At 63.1% G+C, this 17,111-nt stretch carries 14 protein-coding genes; 9 read left to right on the forward strand and 5 right to left on the reverse strand.

What is annotated here, in order from left to right; all coding sequences use genetic code 11:
• Positions 1-70 precede the first annotated feature (70 nt).
• The 5 genes from moaE to NP534_RS13805 form a co-directional block, all read right to left on the reverse strand.
• Entirely contained in the window at positions 71-517 is a 447-nt protein-coding gene (gene moaE / locus NP534_RS13785; RefSeq protein WP_274099071.1) for a molybdopterin synthase catalytic subunit MoaE, read from the reverse strand.
• A 2-nt stretch (positions 518-519) separates the two neighbouring features.
• A complete protein-coding gene (gene moaD / locus NP534_RS13790) occupies positions 520-765 on the reverse strand; it encodes a molybdopterin converting factor subunit 1 (protein ID WP_033703011.1) in 246 nt (81 codons plus the stop codon).
• Positions 765-1,235 carry a cyclic pyranopterin monophosphate synthase MoaC gene (gene moaC, locus NP534_RS13795; protein WP_033702868.1) on the reverse strand — a complete coding sequence of 157 codons (471 nt, stop codon included), beginning with the start codon at positions 1,233-1,235 and terminating at the stop codon, positions 765-767. Before moaC ends, moaD begins: the two co-directional genes overlap by 1 nt.
• A gap of 121 nt (positions 1,236-1,356) precedes the next feature.
• Positions 1,357-2,751 (reverse strand): PhoH family protein, encoded by a 1,395-nt coding sequence (locus tag NP534_RS13800; RefSeq protein ID WP_033702869.1) that lies wholly within the window; start codon positions 2,749-2,751, stop codon positions 1,357-1,359.
• Positions 2,752-3,017: 266 nt separating this feature from the next.
• Positions 3,018-4,154 carry a polysaccharide deacetylase family protein gene (locus tag NP534_RS13805; protein WP_274099072.1) on the reverse strand — a complete coding sequence of 379 codons (1,137 nt, stop codon included), beginning with the start codon at positions 4,152-4,154 and terminating at the stop codon, positions 3,018-3,020.
• 135 nt (positions 4,155-4,289) lie between these two features.
• Here NP534_RS13805 and yaaA point away from each other — a divergent pair, with 135 nt between their 5' ends.
• From yaaA to NP534_RS13850, 9 genes are all read left to right on the forward strand, one after another.
• Positions 4,290-5,069 (forward strand): peroxide stress protein YaaA, encoded by a 780-nt coding sequence (gene yaaA, locus NP534_RS13810; protein ID WP_274099073.1) that lies wholly within the window; start codon positions 4,290-4,292, stop codon positions 5,067-5,069.
• Positions 5,070-5,869: 800 nt separating this feature from the next.
• A complete protein-coding gene (locus tag NP534_RS13815; protein ID WP_095064190.1) occupies positions 5,870-7,186 on the forward strand; it encodes a nucleotide sugar dehydrogenase in 1,317 nt (438 codons plus the stop codon).
• Between the two features lie 81 nt (positions 7,187-7,267).
• On the forward strand, positions 7,268-8,749 hold the full coding sequence (locus NP534_RS13820; RefSeq protein ID WP_177326484.1) for a glycosyltransferase family 2 protein: 1,482 nt from the start codon (positions 7,268-7,270) through the stop codon (positions 8,747-8,749).
• 36 nt (positions 8,750-8,785) lie between these two features.
• The gene (locus NP534_RS13825; RefSeq protein ID WP_274099074.1) at positions 8,786-9,952 is read left to right on the forward strand and encodes an alginate biosynthesis protein Alg44; all 1,167 of its coding nucleotides are present in this window, start codon (positions 8,786-8,788) and stop codon (positions 9,950-9,952) included.
• Positions 9,953-9,964: 12 nt separating this feature from the next.
• Positions 9,965-11,392, forward strand: coding sequence for an alginate biosynthesis TPR repeat lipoprotein AlgK (gene algK / locus NP534_RS13830; RefSeq protein ID WP_274099075.1), 1,428 nt, complete (start codon positions 9,965-9,967; stop codon positions 11,390-11,392).
• Positions 11,389-12,867, forward strand: a complete 1,479-nt coding sequence (locus NP534_RS13835; protein WP_047582654.1) for an alginate export family protein — start codon at positions 11,389-11,391, stop codon at positions 12,865-12,867. The genes algK and NP534_RS13835 overlap by 4 nt, the downstream gene beginning before the upstream one ends.
• 22 nt (positions 12,868-12,889) lie before the next feature.
• Positions 12,890-14,449: a mannuronan 5-epimerase AlgG gene (gene algG / locus NP534_RS13840; RefSeq protein ID WP_274099076.1), complete on the forward strand. Its 1,560-nt coding sequence runs from the start codon at positions 12,890-12,892 to the stop codon at positions 14,447-14,449.
• A 13-nt stretch (positions 14,450-14,462) separates the two neighbouring features.
• Positions 14,463-15,902, forward strand: coding sequence for an alginate O-acetyltransferase (locus NP534_RS13845; protein ID WP_274099077.1), 1,440 nt, complete (start codon positions 14,463-14,465; stop codon positions 15,900-15,902).
• 7 nt (positions 15,903-15,909) lie between these two features.
• Complete coding sequence (locus tag NP534_RS13850) at positions 15,910-17,013, forward strand: mannuronate-specific alginate lyase (RefSeq protein WP_274099078.1); 1,104 nt, start codon at positions 15,910-15,912, stop codon at positions 17,011-17,013.
• The last annotated feature ends 98 nt before the right edge of the window (positions 17,014-17,111 follow it).

Genomic DNA, 17,111 nt, shown 5'->3' on the forward strand with positions numbered 1-17,111 from the left:
ATTGCTGGGGCCGCTGCGCGGCCCTATCGCGACACAAGGCCGCTCCTACAGGGAATCGGCGCAACCTTGCCTACCAGCGCCCCGCCGCGTCCTGGTCACTCTGCTTGCCTTCCACCCAGCGCGGCCCTTCCTGGGTGTTTTCCTTCTTCCAGAACGGCGCCCGGGTCTTCAGGTAGTCCATGATGAAGTTGCAGGCATCGAACGCCGCCTGCCGATGGGCACTGGCCACGCCGACGAAAACGATCGGCTCACCGGGCTCAAGCGCACCAATGCGGTGCAACACGTCGACCTTGAGCAACGGCCAGCGCTGCTCGGCTTCGACCACGATCTTGGCCAAGGCCTTCTCGGTCATCCCCGGATAGTGTTCCAGGAACATCCCCGCCACGTCCCGACCATCGTTGAAGTCCCGCACATAGCCGACGAACCCCACCACCGCGCCCACGCCGACATTCGCGGCGTGCATGGCATTGACCTCGAAACCTGGGTCAAACGCTTCTGGCTGCACTCGCACCGTCATGTTCAGCCTCCGGTCACTGGCGGGAAGAACGCCACTTCATCGCCCTCCGCCAGCGGCTCATCAAGTTTGCACAGCTCTTCGTTGCGCGCGCACATCAGGTTCTGCTCGGCCAGCAACGCATACTGCTCGCCTTTGGCCACCAGCGCCTTGCGCACATCGTCGACTACCGCGAAGTCGCCTTCCAGGCGCTCGGCGTCGAGCCCGAGCAACTCCCGGTAACGGGCGAAATACATCACCTTGACCTTGATCATGCGCCCACCTTGTAGTGGCCGCTCTTGCCGCCGAGTTTTTCCAGCAGGCGCACCTGCTCGATCACCATGCCTTTGTCCACGGCCTTGCACATGTCGTAGATCGTCAGCGCGGCAACGCTGGCAGCGGTCAGTGCTTCCATCTCGACACCGGTCTGCCCGGCCAGCTTGCAGCGGGCAACGATACGCACCGCGTCCTGGCCTTCGGCGCTGAGCTCGACCTTGACGCTGGTCAGCATCAGCGGATGGCACAGCGGAATCAGGTCGCTGGTCTTCTTCGCCGCCTGGATGCCGGCGATGCGCGCCACGGCGAACACATCGCCCTTGGGGTGCTCGCCATCGACGATCATCTGCAAGGTCTGCGGCAACATGCGCACCCGCGCCTCGGCAATGGCCTCGCGCTCGGTCACGGCCTTTTCAGTGACGTCGACCATGTTGGCCCGCCCCTGGGAATCAAGATGTGTCAGCACTGCTCTGCTCCTGTGAAGGGAACAAAGAGTGTAAACCCGTGGGTCAGGTTTGAGCAGCGGAATGTACTGTCAGTGGTGGCCCCGCAAAGAGGCCGGGCGGCGCGCCGCCCGGCTCGAAGGGTTACAGATGCGACTCGGCGTACTCGGCCAGCACCGAGCGCGGCACACCCTGCAGGGTGATGTGCACGCCATGGGGGAAGTCCTTGAAGCGCTCGGTCAGGTAGGTCAGGCCCGAGCTGGTCGCGGACAGGTAGGGGGTGTCGATCTGCGCCAGGTTGCCCAGGCAGACCACCTTGGAACCGGAGCCGGCACGGGTGATGATGGTTTTCATCTGGTGCGGCGTGAGGTTCTGGCATTCGTCGATCAGGATCAGGCTCTGCTGGAAGCTGCGACCGCGAATGTAGTTCAGCGACTTGAACTGCAGTGGCACCCGTTCAAGGATGTACTCGACGCTGCCGTGGGTGCTCTCGTCGTCCATGTGCAAGGCTTCGAGGTTGTCGGTGATGGCACCCAGCCAAGGCTCCATCTTCTCCGCTTCGGTGCCCGGCAAGAAGCCGATCTCCTGGTCCAGCCCCTGCACGCTGCGGGTGGCGATGATGCGCCGGTAGCGCTTGCTGACCATGGTCTGTTCAATGGCCGCCGCCAGGGCCAGGATGGTTTTGCCGGAGCCGGCGGCGCCGGTCAGGTTGACCAGGTGGATATCCGGGTCGAGCAGGGCGAACAGCGCCAGGCTCTGATGGATGTCTCGCGGTTTCAGGCCCCAGGCTTCCTGGTGCAACAGGGGTTCCTGATGCAGGTCGAGCAGCAGCAGTTCATCGCTGCGGATGCCCTTGATCCAGCCGACGAAACCTTGCTCATCGATGATGAATTCGTTGACGTGCACAGCCGGCAGGTTGTCGATCAGCTGTACCCGATGCCAGGTGCGGCCCCGCTCCTGACGGGTGTCGACCTTGCTGACCCGGTCCCAGAACGAGCCGGTGACCGAGTGGTAGCCCTTGGACAACAGCGACACGTCATCGACCAGCTGGTCGGTGCTGTAGTCCTCGGCCGCGATGCCACAGGCGCGCGCCTTCAGGCGCATGTTGATGTCTTTGGTGACCAGTACCACGTCAAGGTCGGTGCGCTTGGCCCGCAGTTCCAGCAACTGGTTGATGATGATGTTGTCGTTGAGGTTTTCCGGCAGCAGCCGGTTCGGTTCGTTGCGCGGGCTCATCAGGATCGACAAGAAGCCCTTGGGCCCACTCTTGCCACGCTGGATCGGTACCCCCTGTTCGACATCGCTGGGCGAGGCGTCACCCAGGGTCTGGTCGATCAGGCGGATGGCCTGGCGACATTCGGCGGCGATGGTCTGCTTGCCGGTCTTGAGCTTGTCGAGTTCCTCCAGCACCGTCATCGGCAGGGCGACGTGGTGCTCCTCGAAGTTGAGCAATGCGTTGGGGTCGTGAATCAGGACGTTGGTATCGAGCACATACAGGATTGGCTTGCTGGAGGAAGGGTTGCGTCCTTGGTCATCCATACTCGGTCACCTTATGTCGAAGCCACACGGCGCGGTCTGCTGCGCCGCAGAGTGACTGCCGGTCTTCCCGTATCCGCGTTGCTACGGGCGGGAAGCGAACCTGACACGGTGGATGACGCCACCTGTGCTGCAGGGATCGGCTGTCTGGTTTCTTCATACCGCATAAACCATGACTAGAAAAAGTATTTTTACGTGTCAATGAAGTTTATTTTTCCGAATGGCAATCAGGGGTTGGCGAGGGGGCAAGGCGGGTCTACAGTCAAATATTAATCCCCCTGTCGAGCCTGGCCGTAGGCGTGGCAATCCTCCCAACCGATGCCGCTCTGCGCAGTGTTTTGCAGCAACCATTGCACCGCCGGCTGGGCTTTGGGCAGGCTGTCATGGAGCTGGATCACGCCCTTGCGCCACAGCAGCATCAAGGTCAGCACCCGTTGCGCCGAAGCCTCCGCGCTCAGCGCGCCATCATCCTGGGCATCAATATCCCATAACGACACGCGCAACTGCTGGCTGGCCATGAAGGCTTCGCCATCGGCCCGACGCTGGCCATAAGGCGGGCGGAACAGCGGCACGTACTGCTCGGGCAGGTCAGCCTGCACCCGTGCCTGGCTGCGCCGCAGCGAGTCCTGCCAAGCCGTCCACTGCGCATGGGAGCGATATTCCCAGCCCTGGATACCCACGCATTGCCCACGATAGAGCTGGCGCAGTGCATTCGCCGCACCGGCATCGCGGCGTTGCTGCAGGCGGTTGCCAAGCACGAAGAACGTGCCCTCGAGCTTCTGCCTGCGCAGGTAGGCGGCGAGCGTGTCGGTGTTGCCCCCATCAGGGCCGGGGCCGCCGACGAAGGTCAGCAGGAACATGCGATCGTTGAGCTCATCGCCATTGCGTTCACGGCTGGACAGGCGCTCGACCTCGCTGCTGGTTTGCCCCAGCAGCGCTGCCTTGCGCAGTTGCTCGTCCAGGTAACGGACATGGAACTGGTGGCTGGGCTCGACCCAACTGGTGTAGAACGTGCCGACATCAGCGGCAAACGTGGCCGCCTGGGTGCGCAATTCCGCCATCGAGGTAACCGGGTAGCAGAACGAGGCATCTTGCGCGCAGCTGCGTTGGGCCTGTTGATAACCCTGCCACAAGCGCTGCCACATGCGCGCCCGCACCAGGCGCACCTTCTGCAGGTTGACCTGCCGCAGGCCCAACCGCGCCGCCAGTGCGCCATCATCGAGCAGCTCGCTCTCGTGCAGCACTTGGGCGAACGAGAGGATCTCGGCACGCGAGGCAACATCGAACAGCGCCGGGCTGTCCAGCTGCTCGGGCCACAGGCTGCGGTCCAGGCTTACCTGGGGCGAAGGGGCGGCCTGCACGGCCAGGCTCAACAGCGCGGCCAGCAGGGCCGATGCAATGCGCACGGTGGGAAGCTCCGCAACAGCAAAACGCGCACTATAGCGCCTGGCATGCCGATGGTCTGTGACTATCGTCGGCATAGTTTGGACTTGCCTGCCCCAGCCCGTAGAATCGCGCCAACGATTCCAGGAGCCGACCCGATGCTGACGGTGATTTCCCCCGCCAAGACCCTCGATTACGACACCCCGCCGGTGACCGAGCGTTTCACCCTGCCCCAGTACCTGGACGACTCCCAGGAACTGATCGTGCAACTGCGCGAGCTGTCGCCCGCCCAGATCAGCGAACTGATGCACCTGTCCGACAAGCTTGCCGGCCTCAATGCCGCACGCTTCGGCAGCTGGACCCCAGACTTCACCCCGGCCAACGCCAAGCAGGCACTGCTGGCGTTCAAGGGTGACGTGTACACCGGCCTCGACGCCGAGAGCCTGGGCGAGGACGACTTCAGCTACGCGCAAGACCACCTGCGCATGCTTTCGGGCCTGTACGGCCTGCTGCGCCCGCTCGACCTGATGCAGCCCTACCGCCTGGAAATGGGCACCAAGCTGGCCAACGCCCGCGGCAAGGACCTATATGCCTTCTGGGGCACACGCATCAGCGAATGGCTGAACCAGGCCCTGGCCGAACAAGGCGATGACGTGCTGCTGAACCTGGCCAGCAACGAGTACTTCAGTGCGGTGAAACGCAGCGCTTTGAAGGCGCGGGTGATCAACGTCGACTTCAAGGACTTCAAGAACGGCCAGTACAAGATCATCAGTTTCTATGCCAAGAAAGCCCGGGGCATGATGAGCCGCTTCGTGATCGAGCAGCGCATCAATGACCCGGAGCAGCTCAAAACGTTTGATGTGCAGGGCTACGACTACAATGCCGAGCAGTCCAAGCCTGATCACCTGGTGTTCCTGCGCGACCACCCTGCCGAGTGATTTTGGCAAGGGCCTCATCGCGGGCTTGTTCGCGATGAGGCCAGCTGCAACACCCCTCCCCAGCCCTGCAACAGGGCAGGCTTCATATCGCCACCAAGCCATGTTTATGACGCCAAAAAACCAACGAACCCACCTTTATCGCAAAACGCCATAAGACCGTTCGTACCTTTTTTGACGAATCTTGAAAAATATTTTTCGATACTGGCATAAAAACATCCCCCCTCAGTCTCGCCCTTTATATACCGGGACGAAACTGCCCGGTGCTATCAGAATGAAACTATTTGCCACTGAAGAATTATTTAGAAATCTTTCATCGGTGCAGAATCCACCCAGGAACTTCTGCTACGCCCAATCGCTCATAGTGCCGTAACGATTTTCCTGCCTACGGGCTGTGAGAAATGACTTACAGATGACAACGGCAGGTATCCACTACCCGCCCCGGCAACTTCGACAGGAATAACGGGCTCCCCCCGACAGCCCTGTCCAGCAGGAGAGACGCGCCCTTACAATTCGTCCTAGTGGTTGATTTCAAAGGATTTATCCACTTGAAAGAACAAGCACAGCAGTGCGCCAAGTAGCGCATTGCAATAAAGACGGCTGAAGACCAAGGCACGTTTTTTAATAATGGCTTTTGACTGCCAAGTTTGAGCGCATAACTTTTCGCGCTCCGGATTAATTTTGCCTGCGCTCGGCGAAGTGTGCATTCGCCATGGACCCGTGCGCCCGGAAACTGATGTTGATCAACCTGGCCCGGCTCTTCCTGAAGAGCTGGCGTGATAAACACACATGAGGTGATAGCGATGCGTATCAGCATCTTTGGTTTGGGTTATGTAGGTGCGGTCTGTGCAGGCTGCCTGACGGCGCGAGGCCATGAAGTGATTGGCGTGGACGTGTCCAGCACCAAGATCGACCTGATCAACCAGGGCAAGTCGCCCATCGTCGAACCTGGCCTGGAAGCACTGCTGCAGCAAGGCATCGCCAATGGCCGCCTGCGCGGCACCACTGACTTCGCCGAGGCCATCCGCGCCAGCGATGTGTCGATGATCTGCGTCGGTACGCCGAGCAAGAAGAACGGCGACCTGGGCCTTGAGTACATCGAATCGGTGTGCCGCGAAATCGGCTACGTACTGCGTGACACAACCCGCCGCCACACCATCGTGGTACGCAGCACCGTGCTGCCAGGTACCGTCAAGAACGTGGTGATCCCGATTCTCGAAGATTGCTCGGGCAAAAAAGCCGGGGTCGACTTCGGCGTTGCGGTCAACCCTGAGTTCCTGCGTGAGAGCACTGCGATCAAAGACTACGACCAGCCACCGATGACCGTCATCGGCGAACTGGACAGCGCCAGCGGCGACGTACTGCAAAGCCTGTACGAAGAGCTCGACGCACCGATCATCCGCAAGCCGATCGAAGTGGCCGAGATGATCAAGTACACCTGCAACGTGTGGCACGCCACCAAGGTCACCTTCGCCAACGAAATCGGCAACATCGCCAAGGCCGTAGGTGTCGATGGCCGCGACGTGATGGACGTGGTCTGCCAGGACAAGGTGCTGAACCTGTCCCAGTACTACATGCGCCCAGGCTTTGCCTTCGGCGGTTCGTGCCTGCCCAAGGACGTGCGCGCCCTCACCTACCGCGCCGCCAGCCTCGACGTGCGAGCACCCCTGCTCGATTCGCTGATGCTCAGCAACGAGTCGCAAGTGCAAAACGCCTTCGAGCTGATCGAAGCCCACGACAAGCGCAAGGTCGCCCTGCTCGGCCTGAGCTTCAAGGCCGGCACCGACGACCTGCGCGAAAGCCCGCTGGTGGAACTGGCCGAGCGCCTGATCGGCAAGGGCTACCAGCTGGACATCTACGACGAGAACGTCCAGTACGCCCGGGTCCACGGCGCCAACAAAGACTACATCGAGTCGAAGATCCCCCACGTATCAAAGCTGCTCAACGCCGACTTCCAGCAGGTCATCGACAACGCCGACATCATCGTCCTGGGCAACCGTGACGAGCAGTTCCGCGCCCTGGCCCAGCAAGCACCCGCTGGCAAACAGGTGATCGACCTGGTCGGCTTCATGAACAACGCCACCTGCAGCACCAGCCGTACCGAAGGCATCTGCTGGTAACACCCCTGGCCGGGCAGCGCGGGTACTCCTTACCCACCATGCGCTGCCCTTCCTTCCCTGATTTCGCGACGGATGCTGAACATGCAAAGGCTCCAGACAGTGCTGTTGCAGTGCGCCGGATGGCTGCTCTACATGAGCCTGCTCATGCTGATCGCCCTGGCCCTGCCCGCCGATATCTTCGACTCGCAGTCGAAGCACTTCATCTTCCTGGTCGGCGCAGTCGGCATCTGGCGCTACTCGATGGGCGCCACCCATTTCATCCGCGGCATGATCTTCCTCTATGCCGTCTACCCGTACCTGCGCCGCAAGGTGCAGAAACTGGGCAAGGCCGCGGACCCGTCCCATGTGTACCTGATGGTCACCAGTTTTCGCATCGATGCGCTGACCACCGCACAGGTGTACAGCTCGGTGATCCGCGAAGCCATCAACTGCGGCTTCCCCACCACCGTTGTCTGCTCGCTGGTGGAGATGTCGGACGAACTGCTGGTGAAAAGCCTGTGGGCCAAATACAACCCGCCAGAGCACGTCAAGCTGGACATCGTGCGCATCGCCGGCACCGGCAAGCGTGATGGCCTGGCCTATGGTTTTCGCGCCATCTCGCGGATGCTCCCGGACGAAAACGCCGTGGTGGCCGTGATCGATGGCGATACCGTGCTGGCCGATGGCGTGGTGTGCAAGACCGTGCCCTGGTTCAAGCTCTACCCCAATGTCGGTGGCCTGACCACCAACGAATTCTGCGAAGTGCGCGGCGGCTACATCATGAGCGAGTGGCACAAGCTGCGCTTCGCCCAGCGCCACATCAACATGTGCTCGATGGCCCTGTCCAAGCGCGTGCTGACCATGACCGGGCGCATGTCGATGTTCCGCGCAAGCGTGGTGACCAACCCCGAGTTCATCGCCGACGTCGAAAGCGACTCGCTGATGCACTGGCGCCTGGGCCGCTTCAAGTTCCTCACCGGTGACGACAAGTCCAGCTGGTTCAGCCTGATGCGCCTTGGCTACGACACCTTCTATGTGCCGGATGCCGCGATCAATACGGTCGAGCACCCGCCGGAAAAAAGCTTCCTCAAGGCCAGCCGCAAGCTGATGTACCGCTGGTACGGCAACAACCTGCGGCAGAACTCGCGCGCGCTGGGCCTGGGCCTGCAGCGCCTGGGGTTGTTCACCAGCATCGTCCTGTTCGACCAGCGCGTGTCGATGTGGACCAGCCTGCTGGGCCTGACCGTGGCGGTGATCGCCAGCCTCAAGTTCGGCCTCGGCTTCTTGCTGGTGTACCTGCTGTGGATCGGCATCACCCGCCTGATCCTGACCGTGATGCTGCTGTGCTCGGGGCACAAGGTCGGGCCGGCCTATCCGCTGATTCTTTATTACAACCAGATCGTCGGCGCGATGATGAAGATCTACGTGTTCTTCCGCCTCGACAAGCAGTCCTGGACCCGCCAGCCCACTGCCCTCAAGCGTGACCTCGCCAGCTTTCAACAATGGTTCAACACCTGGTCCTCGCGGACCATGACCTTCTCGGCCGCCAGCATCTTCGTTGCTGTGCTGTTCATGGTCGTGTGAGCCCAACCGGATCGGATCTAACAGGAACAAACCACCATGAATACCGCCGTGAACGTCAACGTCGTGCATGAGTCCGAAGCCCAGCGCCAACACGCCCGGGTGCGCATTCCAGCCAAGCTGCGCTTCCTGGATACCCAGCGCCAAACCCACGAAGTGAAGGTCGATGACCTGTCCGCCGGTGGCCTGAGCTTCCACAGCAAACAGCCACTGTCGGTGGGCGATGTGCTGCGCGGGCGTCTGCAGTTCGTGGTCGACAACCTGGGCCTGTCGATCGACATCGAGTTCCAGGTGCGCTCCTTCAACCCGAGCAATGGCCGTACCGGCGCGCAGTTCCAGAACCTCGAACCGCGCGACATCGCCACCCTGCGCCACATCATCACCAGCCATCTGTCGGGTGAACTGATCAGCATCGGCGATGTGCTCAGCACGCTGCAGCGCGACAACTTCACCAAGGCGCGCAAACAGAAGGATGGCGGCAGCGGCCTGACCGCCTTCGGTCGTCTCAAGGCGGTCGGCGTGACCCTGGGTGTGTTCGTGGTCGGTGTGGCCGCCTTCGGCTTCGTGGCCAAGTCGCTGTACGGCATGTACTTCGTCAGCCACGCCGAGGCCGGCGTGGTCGCGGTGCCCATCACCAGCGTCACCATGCCCCGCGACGGCACCGTGAACAGCCTGGTCGAAAGCGGTGGCCTGGTGGTCAAGGGCGCGCCGCTGGCAAGCTTCAGCACCAGCATGCTGGACATGCTCAAGGGCCACCTGGACGACTCGCAACTGGAGCCGGCCAAGGTCGAGGAGCTGTTCGGCAAGCAACTCTCCGGCACCCTCACCAGCCCCTGCGATTGCGTGGTTGCCCGGCAACTGGTGGACGACGGCCAGTACGCCGCCAAGGGCCAGCCGATCTTCCAGTTGATCCCTCGCACCAGCAACCCGATGGTCGAGGCCCGCTTCAGCTACCGCCAGTTCGACGAGGTCAAGCCAGGTACCCGGGTCAACTTCCAGGTGGCCGGCGAAGACGAAGTGCGCACTGGCCAGATCGTCAGCAGCGCCAGCCTCGACAACGAGAACCTGGCCGCCGACATCCGCGTGCAGATCAAGCCTGACAGCGGCCTGCCTGCCGAACTGGCCGGGCGCCCGGCCTCGGTCAGCAGCGACCGTGGCCCGTCGCTCAACTGGCTGATCGACAAAGCCGCGGCCCGTGGGCTGTAAGAGGATCCAGCGATGATTCCCCATAAGAAAAGCGCAAGCCTGGGCCTCTGTGCCCTGGCCGCGGCCATCGCCCTGGCCGGCTGTGCCGGCCTGCCCGACCAGCGTCTGGCCAACGAAGCCCTCAAGCGCGGCGACACCGCCCTGGCTGAACGCAACTACAAGGCCCTGGCCGACCTGGGCTACAGCGACGCGCAAGTGGGCCTGGCCGACATCAAGGTAGCCACCCGTGACCCCGCGCAAATCCAGCAAGCCGAGGCCACCTACCGCGCTGCGGCCGCCACCTCGCCACGGGCCCAGGCGCGCCTTGGCCGCCTGCTGGTGGCCAAGCCTGACAGCACCCAGGCAGAACGCGAAGAGGCCGAAAGCCTGCTCAAGCACGCCGCCCAACAGGGTGAAAACAACACCCTGATCCCGCTGGCGATGCTTTACCTGCAATACCCGCAGAGCTTCCCCAACGTCAACGCGCAGCAGCAGATCGACCAGTGGCGCGCGGCCGGCAACCCCGAGGCGGGCCTGGCCCAGGTGCTGCTGTATCGCACCCAGGGCACCTACGACCAGCACCTGGACGAGGTCGAACGCATCTGCAAAGCCGCCCTGAACACCACCGACATCTGCTACGTCGAACTGGCCACCGTTTACCAGAAGCGCGGCCAGGCCGACCAGCAAGCCGCACTGCTGGGCCAGCTGAAGTCCGCCTATGCCCGTGGCGCCATACCGGCCACCCGGGTCGACAGCGTCGCCCGCGTGCTGGCCGACCGCAGCCTCGGCCAGACCGACGAAAAGACCGCCAAGGACCTGCTCGAACATGTGGCCCCGGCCAACCCGGCCTCGTGGGTCAGCCTGGCGCAACTGGTCTACGACTTCCCCGAACTGGGCGATACCGACCAGCTCATGGCCTACATCGACAAAGGCCGCGAAGCCGAACAGCCGCGCGCCGAACTGTTGCTGGGCCGCCTCTACTACGAAGGCAAGACGCTGCCGGCCGATGCAGCAAAGGCCGAACAGCACCTGCAGGCCGCCGCCGACGCCGGCGAAATCAGCGCCCATTACTACCTGGGCCAGCTGTACCGCCGCGGCTACCTGGGCAATGTCGAGCCGCAGAAAGCCGTCGACCACCTGCTGACTGCCGCCCGTGGCGGCCAGAACAGCGCCGACTATGCCTTGGCCCAGCTGTTCAGCGAAGGCCATGGCATCCGCAGCGAGCCGACCAACGCCTGGGTGTTCGCCCAGCTGTCGCAGCTAAACCCGACGCCACAGTCCAGCGAGCTGCTGCAGCAACTCGACCAGCAACTCTCGCCTGACCAGCGCAGCCAGGCCCAACGCCTGCTGGCGCAGGAGAAGCAGGCACGCGGCAGCATGAGCCAAGGCGCCAACAGCACCCTGGCCCTCGAAGCCTTGCAAGACGACGAAAAAGAAGTAGACGGTGAGGACTCGCTATGACGCTCAATCCCTTCGTGAAAGCCGGCATTGGCCTGAGCTTCGCCCTGCTGTGGTCCTGCCCGACCCTGGCCGACATGACCGCCGAGAAAAACTTCGGCCTGGACGTGAAAATCACCGGTCAATCGGAAGATGACCGCGACCTGGGCACCCGCCCTGGCGGCGACGTCAACGGCCTGGGCCTCGACCTGCGCCCATGGGTGTATGGCGAGCGTGGCAACTGGAGCGCCTATGCCATGGGCCAGGCCGTTGCCGCCACCGACACCATCGAAACCGACACCCTGCGCCAGAACGATGACGGCACCACCACCGACACCGGCGACGACAGCCGCAAGCCAGACAAAAACTACCTGGCCATGCGCGAGTTCTGGGTCGGCTACAGCGGCCTCACCGCCTACCCGGGCGAGCAGCTGCGCTTCGGCCGCCAGCGCCTGCGCAGCGACGACGGCATGTGGCGCGACACCAACATCGAAGCACTGAACTGGTCCTTCGACACCACCTTGCTCAAGGCCGACCTGGGCGTGGCCCAGCGCTTCAGCGAGTACCGCACCGACCTCACCGAGCTGGCCCCGGAAGACAAGGACCGCACGCACATCTATGGCAACGTCGCCACGCAGTGGACGCCTGGCCATTGGGTTGGCGTCCGCGCCCACCACACCCACGACAGCGGCAGCCTGAAAAACCCCGGCGAGACGGTCGATGCGCTGGACAAGACCCGCACCGGCGACCTCACCTGGCTGGGCCTGGAGGCCAACAGCGACGCCTACAACTGGCGCAACGATCACACCGTCAACTACTGGGGCAGCCTGACCTGGCTGACCGGTGATCGCGACACCCTGAGCAGCCAGGCCGTAGGCGACGAGCAGGTGGCTACCGGCAAGCAGAGCGGCGACGTCAACGCCTGGGCCACCGACCTCGGCATCCGCCTGCGCCTGGACCCCAACTGGCAAGTCGGCGCGGCCTATGCCCGTGGCAGCGGCGGCGGTGGCGACGACGGTTCGAACAACTTCGAGCAGACCGGCCTTGAGAGCAACCGCTCCAACTTCACCGGTACCCGCTCGCGCGTGCACCGCTTCGGCGAAGCCTTCCGCGGCGAGCTGGGCAACCTGCAGGCGGCCACTTTGTTTGCCTCCTGGCAGCTGCGCGATGACTACGACGCCAGCTTCATCTACCACAAGTTCTGGCGCGTCGATGGCCAGCAGAACATTGGCTCCAGCGGCATCAATGCTGCGGTCAACGACAACGGCGTCAGCCGCCCGCTGGTCAACGGCGAGAAAGACCTCGGCCAGGAAATGGACGTGGTCGTGACCAAGTACTTCAAGCAGGGCCTGCTGCCCGCCTCGATGAGCCAGGCCATCGACGAACCGTCCGCCCTGGTGCGCTTGCGTGCCGGCGTATTCAAGCCGGGCGATGCCTATGGCAAGGAAGCGGACTCGTACATGCACCGTGCCTTCGTCGACGTGATCTGGCGCTTCTGAGGCCGGTAGAGGATTTGTTGCCATGACCCTTCACCCGCACCTACGTCACAGCCTGTTGGCCAGCGCCTTGCTGCTGGCCTCAGGCCTTGCCGTCGCCGCAGAACCCACGGCAGTCGCCAAGGAACTGCAGCAGGCCAAGACCTACACCATCTCTGCCGCACCGGTCGAACCGCTGCACATGGACCCGCCCAAGCTGCCCGACCTCACCGGCTTCACCGCCGAGGCCGTGCAGAAAAAGATCGACCGCAGCCACAAGGGCAAGGTCAGCGTGCGCCGCATGCTGCAAGAAGTGTCGCTCAAGGAATTCATCGGCGGTGACAACAAGGCCGCCGAGTGGGTGCAGCGTCAGCATGGCATCCCGCAGGCGATTTTCGTCGACGACGGCCATGTCGACCTGGTCGAGTTGAGCAAGCAGGTACCCAAGCAGTACCTGCGCGAAGTCGAGCCGGGCGTGTACCTGTCGCGCCTGCCGATCGTGGTGGGGCACAAGGGCATCCTCGAGATCGACGGCAAGGTCAAGCAACTGCGCCTTTCCCAGGAAGGCGGCGCGTTCCTGGTCAACGACGGCAAGCTGTTCGTCACCGACACCCAGGTCACCGGCTGGCGCGAGAAGGACAACGGCCCGGCCACCTTCCGCTCGCCCCAGGAGTTCCGCCCGTTCCTGTTGTCGTGGGGCGGTACCGAGACCTACATCGTCAATACCAAAATGGCCAGCTTCGGCTACGCCAAGTCCAAGTCCTACGGTGTGAGCATCTCGCAGTACACGCCGAACATGTCCAAGCAGATGGGCCGCGCCGAACCTACCGGCTGGATCATCGGCTCGGAGTTCAGCGACATGTGGTACGGCTTCTACTGCTACGAGACCCAGGACTTCGTGGTCAAGGACAACACCTACCGCGACAACATCGTCTACGGCATCGACCCGCACGACCGTTCGCACCGCCTGATCATCGCCGGCAACACCGTGTACGGCACCAAGAAGAAGCACGGCATCATCGTCTCGCGTGAGGTCAACGACAGCTGGATCATCAACAACAAGAGCTACGACAACAAGCTCTCGGGCGTGGTGATCGACCGCAACAGCGTCAACAACCTGATCGCCTACAACGAGATCTACCGCAACCACACCGACGGCATCACCTTGTACGAAAGCGGCGACAACCTGATCTGGGGCAACAAGCTGATCAACAACCGCCGCCACGGCATCCGCGTGCGCAACAGCGTGAACATCCGCCTGTACGAAAACGTCGCCATGGCCAACGGCCTGGTCGGTGTGTACGGGCACATCAAGGACCTGTCCGACACCGACCGCGACATTGCCCTCGACCCGTTCGACACCAAGGTGTCGCTGATCGTGGTCGGCGGTGAGCTGGCGGCCAACGGCTCCGGGCCGCTGTCGATCGACTCGCCGCTGTCGGTCGAGCTGTACAAGGTTTCGATGCTCGCGCCGCGCAAGGCCAACGGCATCAGCCTCAACGGCATCCTCGGCGAGCGCCAGGACGAAATCCTCGACCTGCTGGTGCGCCAGCAAAAGGCTGTGCTGATCGACCCGGTCGAACGCCAGACCGAAATGATCGATTAAGGAAGCCCAGACCATGACTCCACACCTGATAAAACTGCTGGGCCTGTCCGCCGCCCTCCTGGCGATCAGCCAGGGCGTGCGCGCCGACGAGGTGAAAGCCCCGACGTTCAGCGCCGAACCCTGCTGCCAGCTGTGCCCCGAGGCGCATGACGCCAGCCGCTACACCACCCGCTACCAGCAGAACTTCACCACGCTGGTGCAGGCCCAGGGCGACTGGCTGTTCCGTACCCGCGAAGACCTGCGCACCGAGTTCACCACCACGCCCGCCGGCTACAAACGCCTGCAGCAGGTGCACGACGCGTTCAAGAAACGTGGCGTGGAACTGGTCGTGGTCTACCAGCCGACCCGTGGCCTGGTGAACCGCAACATGCTCAAGCCCGAAGAAAAGGCCGCCTTCGACTACCAGAAGGCCCTGGGCAACTACCAGGCCATGCTCAAGCGCTTCGCCGGCATGGGCTACAACGTCCCCGACCTGTCGCCGCTGACCAACGAGCAACTGGCCGCCGCCGACCAGGGCAAGGACTTCTACTTCCGCGGCGACCAGCACTGGACGCCGTATGGCGCCGAGCGCGCCGCCAAGATCGTGGCCGATACCGTGCACCACATGCCGGCCTTCGAAGGCATCCCGCGCAAGGAATTCGAAACCCGCAAGTCTGGGCGCATGGGCAAGACCGGCACCCTGCACAACGTCGCCGGCCAGCTCTGCGGCACCAGCTACGCCGTGCAGTACATGGACCAGTTCGCCACCGAGCCGAAAGGCGCCAGCGGCGGCGACGACCTGTTCGGCGACGGCGGCAATGCGCAGATCACCCTGGTCGGTACCAGCCACAGCGGCAAGAACTACAACTTCTCGGGCTTCCTCGAGCAGTACATCGGCGCCGACGTGCTCAACGTCGCCTTCCCTGGCGGTGGCCTGGAAGGTTCGATGATCCAGTACCTGGGCAGCGAGGAATTCCAGAACAACCCACCGAAGATCCTCATCTGGGAATTCTCGCCGCTGTATCGCCTGGACCAGGAAACCATCTGGCGGCAGATCCTCGGCCTGCTCGACGACGGTTGCGACGCGCGCCCGGCCCTGATGAGCGCCAGCAGCACACTCAAGCCTGGCAAGAACGAGCTGATGGTCAACGGCAAGGGCGGCGTGATCAAAGACCTGATCAACCGCAACCTGCAGATGGACGTCAAGTTCGAAGACCCTTCGGTCAAGGTGCTGCAGGCGACCCTCTGGTACCTCAATGGCCGCCACGAGGACATCAAGCTGGAGAAGCCGGAAACCTCCGACACCGACGGCCGCTTCGTCTTCCAGATGCGCGAGGACGAGGACTGGGCCAACCAGAACCTGCTGGCCTTCGAGGTCCAGGGGCCGGAAAACGGCACCCAGAAAGTCGAGGCCAAACTCTGCAAACGCAACAACTTCGCCGTGCCTGCGCACACCGCGCAAGCTGGCCAGTGAGGCGACCATGACCACGTTCAAGCACATCTTCAGCCCCGCCCTGCTCGCCCTGGCCCTGGTCGGCGGCGCCGCGCATGCTGCGCTGGTGCCCCCTCAGGGCTACTACGAGGGGATCGAAAAGCTCAAGACCAGCGACGGCAAGTTCCGCTGCGAAGCGGCGCCCAAGCCTTACACCGGCGCGCTGCAGTTTCGCAGCAAGTACGAAGGCTCGGACAAGGCACGGGCGACCCTGAACCTGGACTCGGAACAGGCCTTCCGCGATTCCACCAAAGACATCACCACGCTTGAGCGCGGCGTCGCCAAGATGGTCAACCAGTACATGCGTGATGGCCGCCCGGCGCAGCTCGACTGCACCCTGACCTGGCTGGGGGCCTGGGCACGCGCCGATGCGCTGCTGTCCACCGACTACAACCACACCGGCAAGTCGATGCGCAAATGGGCGCTGGGCAGCATGAGCGGCTCATGGCTGCGCCTGAAGTTCTCCAATTCGCAGCCCCTGGCCGCGCACCAGACCGAAGCCGAGCAGATCGAGCGCTGGTTCGCCCGCCTGGCCGAACAGACCGTGCGTGACTGGAGCGACCTGCCGCTGGAGAAGATCAACAACCACAGCTACTGGGCCGCCTGGTCGGTGATGGCCACCGCCGTGGCCACCGACCGCCGCGACCTGTTCGACTGGGCCGTGAAGGAATACAAGGTCGGCGCCAACCAGATCGACGACCAGGGCTTCTTGCCCAATGAAGTCAAGCGCAAGCAGCGCGCCCTGGCCTACCACAACTACGCCCTGCCACCGCTGGCGATGATCGCAAGCTTCGCCAAGGCCAACGGTGTGGACCTGCGCAGCGAGAACAACTTCGCCCTGCAGCGCCTGGGCGAAGGCGTGCTGGCCGGCGCCCGCGACCCGCGCCATTTCGCAGAGCGCGCAGGTGAAAAACAGGACATGAAAGACCTCAAGGTCGACAGCAAGTACGCCTGGCTCGAGCCCTGGTGCGCGCTGTACCAGTGCGTGGGCGACACGCTTGAGCGCAAGCACGGCATGCAGCCATTCGACAGCTTCAGGCTGGGCGGCAACCTGACCCGGGTCTATGACCCGAGCGCACAAAGCAAGAAATAACGCAAAACCCCCTGTAGCAGCTGGCTTGCCTGCGATGGGCCGCGAAGCGGCCCCCGACCATAGCAGGACAAGGCTTCGCCTTGCATCGCAGGCAAGCC

This window comes from Pseudomonas sp. 39004 (genome assembly GCF_028682155.1).
Taxonomy (GTDB): Bacteria; Pseudomonadota; Gammaproteobacteria; order Pseudomonadales; family Pseudomonadaceae; genus Aquipseudomonas; species Aquipseudomonas capeferrum.

Coding starts and splice junctions, on each gene's coding strand:
- NP534_RS13835 (WP_047582654.1), top strand. CDS start 11,389: ATGACGCTCAATCCCTTCGTGAAAGCCGGCATTGGCCTGAGCTTCGCC.
- yaaA (WP_274099073.1), top strand. CDS start 4,290: ATGCTGACGGTGATTTCCCCCGCCAAGACCCTCGATTACGACACCCCG.
- NP534_RS13825 (WP_274099074.1), top strand. CDS start 8,786: ATGAATACCGCCGTGAACGTCAACGTCGTGCATGAGTCCGAAGCCCAG.
- NP534_RS13845 (WP_274099077.1), top strand. CDS start 14,463: ATGACTCCACACCTGATAAAACTGCTGGGCCTGTCCGCCGCCCTCCTG.
- moaE (WP_274099071.1), bottom strand. CDS start 517: ATGACGGTGCGAGTGCAGCCAGAAGCGTTTGACCCAGGTTTCGAGGTC.
- algG (WP_274099076.1), top strand. CDS start 12,890: ATGACCCTTCACCCGCACCTACGTCACAGCCTGTTGGCCAGCGCCTTG.
- algK (WP_274099075.1), top strand. CDS start 9,965: ATGATTCCCCATAAGAAAAGCGCAAGCCTGGGCCTCTGTGCCCTGGCC.
- NP534_RS13800 (WP_033702869.1), bottom strand. CDS start 2,751: ATGGATGACCAAGGACGCAACCCTTCCTCCAGCAAGCCAATCCTGTAT.
- NP534_RS13850 (WP_274099078.1), top strand. CDS start 15,910: ATGACCACGTTCAAGCACATCTTCAGCCCCGCCCTGCTCGCCCTGGCC.
- NP534_RS13815 (WP_095064190.1), top strand. CDS start 5,870: ATGCGTATCAGCATCTTTGGTTTGGGTTATGTAGGTGCGGTCTGTGCA.
- NP534_RS13820 (WP_177326484.1), top strand. CDS start 7,268: ATGCAAAGGCTCCAGACAGTGCTGTTGCAGTGCGCCGGATGGCTGCTC.